This window comes from Hydrogenophaga sp., from assembly GCF_030656115.1.
In the GTDB taxonomy this organism is placed as follows: Bacteria; Pseudomonadota; Gammaproteobacteria; order Burkholderiales; family Burkholderiaceae_C; genus Hydrogenophaga.
This window is the reverse complement of the sequence record NZ_JAUSOO010000060.1, coordinates 1-6,355: the sequence shown is the minus strand read 5'-3', so window position 1 is coordinate 6,355 and position 6,355 is coordinate 1. Positions and strand designations below refer to the sequence as shown.

At 65.1% G+C, this 6,355-nt stretch carries 5 protein-coding genes; 2 read left to right on the top strand and 3 right to left on the bottom strand.

Annotated elements, in window-relative coordinates; translation table 11 throughout:
• Positions 1-177 precede the first annotated feature (177 nt).
• The gene (locus Q7J58_RS08500; protein ID WP_304826175.1) at positions 178-978 is read right to left on the bottom strand and encodes a hypothetical protein; all 801 of its coding nucleotides are present in this window, start codon (positions 976-978) and stop codon (positions 178-180) included.
• Here Q7J58_RS08500 and Q7J58_RS08495 point away from each other — a divergent pair.
• Positions 926-2,188: an amidohydrolase family protein gene (locus tag Q7J58_RS08495; RefSeq protein ID WP_304826172.1), complete on the top strand. Its 1,263-nt coding sequence runs from the start codon at positions 926-928 to the stop codon at positions 2,186-2,188. The genes Q7J58_RS08500 and Q7J58_RS08495 overlap by 53 nt on opposite strands.
• 19 nt (positions 2,189-2,207) lie before the next feature.
• Here the strand turns inward: Q7J58_RS08495 and xdhB are convergent, their stop codons facing one another.
• Positions 2,208-4,577, bottom strand: a complete 2,370-nt coding sequence (xdhB, locus tag Q7J58_RS08490; protein ID WP_304826169.1) for a xanthine dehydrogenase molybdopterin binding subunit — start codon at positions 4,575-4,577, stop codon at positions 2,208-2,210.
• Positions 4,574-6,067 (bottom strand): xanthine dehydrogenase small subunit, encoded by a 1,494-nt coding sequence (gene xdhA, locus Q7J58_RS08485; protein ID WP_304826165.1) that lies wholly within the window; start codon positions 6,065-6,067, stop codon positions 4,574-4,576. Before xdhA ends, xdhB begins: the two co-directional genes overlap by 4 nt.
• A gap of 94 nt (positions 6,068-6,161) precedes the next feature.
• Here xdhA and Q7J58_RS08480 point away from each other — a divergent pair.
• On the top strand, positions 6,162-6,355 hold a 194-nt coding region (locus tag Q7J58_RS08480), incomplete at its 3' end, for a LysR family transcriptional regulator (RefSeq protein ID WP_304826162.1).

The window sequence follows — 6,355 nt, the reverse complement described above, 5'->3', positions numbered from 1 at the left end:
GAGCAAGGTTTGCTCAGCGTGAAAGAACTGTGGTGCAAGGCACAGGGCTATACGGCAAAGAAGAAAAGAGGGAAGGCTTCGTCGAGCGAGCCGACTTGTTGAACCGCCCACTGCGGACCCGCACGGTGGGTGGTGTGGGGGCCGGGAGTTAGAGACTCCCGGCTACCCGATTGGGCGTCATTCGGTGTCGCTACCCTGGTGGTGTGCCACGAAATAGTGCCCGCTACGATGAACAGGGTCTTGTTGCAGATACCGATAAATGATCCGGGAGCATCGCATCTCCAAGCTGCCGTTTGCGTCTTCAATGTTGACTCGCTTCAGTGGGTCGATTCGACCACCAATGAATACGTGAGTCAGGTAGTTCAAGGATGACCAATCGGCGTCAATGAACACGATTTCAAGGATTTCCCCCCGTGGTGAGCAGGCTGATAGGAGGACATGGATGTTCATGTTGATGTAGCCGGAGCGGGATACATCGGTTGGAAAGTAACGTTCGCAGGCTGTGGTTGCGTAGAACTCGAGGGTTTCGGAGTCCTCCCAGCAATTGCTGTCCGCGAGTTCTCTGAGATCCGCATTGGAGTCAACAGCCGTCCAGGTCATGATTCTGACGCCCAACGTAATGTATACCGCAATACCTGCGGAATAAACTGGACGGTGCGGAATATTCTGGTCACGTCTTCCCCCTAAAAACGCAAATAAATCAAGCACTTGGCTCTTGCTTCTTGCGTTCCACACAAGGATAAAAAAGCAAGCAAACCCGGTGCACTTCTTGTCGTTCTTCTGTCCGTCAGCCCAAGCCGCTGCGGTAATCCATTCGGGTTCATCACTATAGTCGCGCGCTGCCCCACAATCGCTGACTCCATTGGCGCACCATGCAAATAAATCAGGGCCCGTCCACGCCGATGCTTTACCGACACAATGCCCCATGCTCACCCTGCTGATCACCCGTGCCACGCTGCCCGACGGGCGAACCAACATGTCTGTTGCGGTGCAAGACGGCCGCATTGTCGAGGTGGCCGCCGGGCTTCTGGCGCCTGCGCGCGAAACCGTGGATGCCGCCGGGCAGTTGCTGAGTCCGCCGTTTTGCGATCCGCACTTTCACATGGACGCGACGCTCAGCTATGGCCTGCCACGGGTGAACCAGAGCGGCACCTTGCTGGAAGGCATTGCGCTGTGGGGTGAACTCAAGCCGCTGTTGACCGAAGACGCGCTGGTGGAGCGGGCGCTGACTTACTGCGATTGGGCTGTGGCCAAAGGCCTGTTGGCGATTCGCAGCCATGTGGACACGAGCGACGCCAGCCTGTTGCCGGTGCGCGCTATGTTGGAGGTGAAAAAGCGCGTGGCGCCTTACCTGGACTTGCAATTGGTGGCCTTTCCGCAAGACGGCGTGTTGCGCGCCCCGGGTGGCCTGGACAACCTGAAGCGCGCACTGGACCTGGGCGTGGACGTGGTGGGCGGCATTCCGCATTTCGAGCGCACCATGGCGGAGGGCGCGGCCAGTGTGAGGCTGTTGTGCGAACTGGCGGCACAGCGCGGCCTGCCGGTGGACATGCATTGCGACGAGTCGGACGATCCGCTGTCGCGCCACATCGAAACGCTGGCGTATGAAACCCAGCGCCTGGGTCTGCAGGGCCGCGTCAACGGCTCGCACCTCACATCCATGCACAGCATGGACAACTACTACGTCAGCAAGCTGATACCGCTGATCGCCGAGGCCGGCGTGAGCGCGGTGGCCAACCCGCTGATCAACATCACCCTGCAGGGCCGGCACGACACCTACCCCAAGCGGCGCGGCATGACGCGCGTGCCCGAGCTGATGGCCGCTGGTGTGACGGTGGCGTTTGGCCACGACTGCGTGATGGACCCGTGGTACAGCCTGGGCAGCGGCGACATGCTGGAGGTGGCGCACATGGGCCTGCATGTGGCGCAGATGACCAGCCAGGCCGGCATGCGGCAGTGCTTCGACGCGGTCACCGTCAACGCGGCGAAGGTGATGGACCTCAGAGGCTACGGCCTGGCCGTGGGTTGTGATGCCAGCTTTGTGTTGCTGCAGGCGCGCGACCCGGTGGACGCGATCCGCCTGCGCGCCACGCGGCTGAAGGTGTGGCGCCAAGGGGTGCTGTTGTCAGAGACGGCACCCGCCACGGCGCGCCTGTCGCTGCCCGGGCGCCCGGCGGCTGTGCCGTGAACCTGGGCAGGTGCCCCGGTTACGGAGCGACCGCCCGCAACACCTCTTCGGCCGTGGCCGGTGCGTTCATGGCCTCGGGCTGCCCGCCCGCTTGCGCCACCGCGTCGCGCAGCGCTTCCAACACGCTGATGCCGAGCATGAACGGTGGTTCGCCCACGGCTTTGCTGCCGTGCACGTTGTCTTCCCGGTTGGCTTCGGGCCAGAGGTCTACTTTGAAATGGGCCGGAATGTCGCCGGTGGCGGGGATTTTGTAGGTGCTGGGGGCGTGGGTTTGCAGGTAACCCTTGTCGTTCCAGACCAACTGCTCGGTGGTGAGCCAGCCCATGCCCTGGATGAAGCCGCCCTCGATCTGGCCGATGTCAATGGCCGGGTTGATGCTGTGGCCCACGTCGTGCAGGATGTCCACCTTCAGCACGCGGCTTTCGCCGGTGAGGGTGTCGATGGCGACTTCGCTCACGGCGGCGCCGTAGGAGAAGTAATAGAAAGGCCGGCCGGTGAGGGTGGTTTTGTCGTAATGGATTTTGGGCGTGCGGTAGAAGCCGTCGCTCCAGAGTTGGATGCGGTTGGCGTAGGCGGCGCCCACCACGTCTTCAAACCGGCGGGTGGACTGCTCGGTGATGACCTGGCCGCCTTCGAAACGCACCGAGCCTGCGCCCACACCGTCGAGCCCGGCCACGAAGGCGGCGAGGTTGTTGCGCACGGTGCGTGCGGCGAACTGGGCGGCGCGGCCGTTCAGGTCGGTGCCGCTGCTGGCGGCGGTGGCGCTGGCGTTGGGCACTTTGCTGGTGTCGGCCGCCGTGCACAGCACGCGCTCGAACGGCACGCCCAGTTCGTCGGCCACGATCTGCGCCACCTTGGTGTTCAGCCCCTGGCCCATTTCGGTGCCGCCGTGGTTCACCTGGACGCTGCCGTCGGTGTACACATGCACCAGCGCGCCGGCCTGGTTGAACAGCGTGGCGGTGAAGCTGATGCCGAACTTGACCGGCGTGAGCGCGATGCCTTTTTTGATGACCGGGCTTTGGGCGTTCCAAGCCGCGATCTGCTCGCGCCGTTCGCGGTAGCGGCTGGTGAGCGCGAGTTGCGAAATCAGCGGCTGCAGGATGTTGTCTTCCACCTTCATTTGGTAGTGGGTGGTGTTGCGTTCCTCGATGCCGTACAGGTTGCGCAGCCGCACGTCCAGCGGGTCCAGGCCGAGCGTGCGGGCGATGTCGCTCAAGATGCGCTCGATCACGATCACGCCTTGCGGGCCGCCGAAGCCGCGAAACGCGGTGTGGCTCTGGGTGTTGGTTTTGCAGCGGTAGCTGGACACCGCCACGTCTTCTAAAAAGTACGCGTTGTCGGCGTGGAAGATGGCGCGGTCGGCCACCGGGCCCGACAGGTCGGCACTGAAGCCGCAGTTGGCCAGCATCTCCAGTTGCAGCCCGCAGAGCAGGCCGGTGTCGTCAAAACCGGCGCGGTAGTGGTAAGCGAAGGGGTGGCGTTTGCCGGTGATCATGAAATCGTCGTCGCGGTCCAGCCGCAGCTTCACCGGGCATTTCAGTTGGTTGGCTGCAATGGCGGCCCACACCGCGAGGTGCCCGGCCTGCGTTTCCTTGCCGCCAAAGCCGCCGCCCATGCGCCGGCATTCCACGGTGACGGCGTGGTTGTGCAGGCCCAATGCGTGCGACACCCAGTGCTGCACCTCGCCGGGGTGCTGGGTGCTGCTGTACACCCACCATTGGTTTTGCTCCAGCGGCAGCACGTAGGCGATCTGGCCTTCCAGGTAAAAGTGTTCCTGGCCACCCACTTCAAAGGTGCCTTCCAGTTGGTGCGGCGCGCGTTGCAGCGCGGCCTGTGCGTCGCCGCGCTTCACATGCACCGGCGGCAACACGTAGCTTTGTTGCGCGTGCGCTTCCAACACGCTGAGCACGGCGGGCAGGGTTTGCACGTTCCACTTCACCAGCCGCGCGGCGCGGCGGGCGGCCATCACCGTGTCGGCCACGATCAGCCCGCCCACCTGGCCGAGAAACTGCACCGTGCCTTGGGCAAACACCGGTTCGTCGTGGGCAAACGCGGCCAGGGTGGTGTCGCCGGGAATGTCTTGCGCGCTGATGAAGGCGCGCACGCCCGGCACGGCCAGGGCGGCGCTGGCGTCCAGCCCCAGCAGCGTGCCGTGGGCCACGGGCGAGCACACCGGCGCGGCGTGCAGCGTGCCGCGCACCTCGGGGATGTCGTCGATGTAGGTGGCGGCACCGGCCACCTGGGCGCGGGCGCTTTCATGGAAACGTGAGCCCCCACACGCCGCCGCTGACGCGGGTCGTTGCCCCCCGAGGGGGCTCTCCCCGCCTTGGGGCTGCCCGGCGGTGGGGTCGGTCTTGTTCACCACAAGTTTCAGGTCGGGTGCGTTCATGCCAGTGCCTCCAGCGTCTGGATGTTTTCAAGGTTGATGGCGGTCATGCCTTGGCTTTCCAGCCAGAAGCGCTGCAGCAGGTTGCCCAGCACGGTGTGGCGGTAGGTGGCGCTGGCGCGCATGTCGCTGATGGGCTGGAACTCGGCGCGCAGCGCGGCCATGGCGGTCATCACGGTGTCGGCGTTCCAGGGCTGGCCGCGCAAGGCGGCTTCGGTTTGGCGGGCGCGGGCGGGCGTGGCGGCCACGCCACCGGCGCCGATGGAGATGTGTTGCACGGCGCCGTCTTGCAGCGTCATCTGGATGGCCAGGCAGACGGCGGAGATGTCGTCGTCGAAGCGCTTGCTGATTTTGTAGACGCGCATGAAGGCGGGGCTCCCCGGCCTGGGTACCTTGATCCAGCACAGCAGCTCGTCGGCCTGCATCACGTTGGTGCGGTAGCCGGTGTACAGGTCTTCCAGCGGCAGTTCGCGTGGGGCTATTTCGCCGCCTTCGGGCGTGGCTTGCCAGCGCATCAGCTCCACGCGGGCGCCCAGTGCAATCAGCAGCGGCATGCTGTCGCCAATGGGCGAGCCGTTGGCCACGTTGCCGCCGAGCGTGCCGGCGTTGCGCACCGGCAGGCCGGCAAAGCGCTGGCTGAAGGTTTTGAGCTGCGGGCGCTCGTGCACCAGGGCGGCAAAGGCGTCGGTCAGCGACACCGCGGCACCGATGGCGATGTGGTCCGGGTGGGTGTGTATCTGCCGCAGTTCGTGGGTGGCGGTCACGTCCAGCACACGCTCAAAGCGCTTGTGCAGCTTGGTGACCCACAGGCCCACGTCGGTGCAGCCGGCCACCACCTGGGCTTGGGGAAACCGCGCCCGTTGCTGCAACAGGCTGGCCAGCGTGGTGGGGCGCAGGTAGGCCGCGTCTTCGCTGGGCTGGGGCTTGAGCGCTTGCAGCGCGGCCAGGGTGGTGGGCCCGTCCACCGCGCAGCCGGCGGGCAGGGGCAGGCTGTGCATGGTTTCGGCGGCGTCCAGAATGGGCCGGTAACCGGTGCAGCGGCACAGGTTGCCCGACAGATCGACCTGGGCCTGTTCGCGGCCAATGGGCTGGCCCGCGCTGTTCTGGTACATGCCAAAGAGGCTCATCACAAAGCCCGGCGTGCAAAAACCGCACTGGCTGCCGTGGCACTGCACCAGGGCTTCTTGCACCGGGTGCAGTGCTCCGTTGGGGGCGGCCAGGTCGTCGGCGGTGAACACCGCCATGCCGGCCACCGAATGGGCCAGCCGAATGCAGCTGTTCACGGCTTTGTACTGGAGCTGGCCGCCCACCGCCTCACCCAGCACCACGGTGCAGGCACCGCAGTCGCCTTCGCCACAGCCCTCCTTGGTGGCGCTGAGGTGCAGGTCCTCGCGCAGCACCTCCAGCAGGGTGCGGTCGGGTGGTACATTGCGCAGCGTCACGGGCTGGCCGCGCCGAATGAACGTCAGGGGAGCAACAGTTTCAGTGGTCATGCGCGCCAGCATAGCGCCACGCCCATGGCACAACATATGCTCAGGCGTATGGCCCAGATGCCCAAAACACCATTCACCGGTCTATGACAAGGGTATGAAATACGTGTCCATGTTCGACAAGATTGATCTGCACCTGATCCGCGTGCTGCACACCGTGCTCACCGAGCGCAGTGTGTCGCGCGCGGCGCTGCGCCTGGGCATGTACCAGCCGGCGGTGAGTGCGGCGCTCAAGCGGCTGCGCGAACTCGCCGGTGACCCGCTTTTGGTGCGTTCGGGCGCCGGCATGGT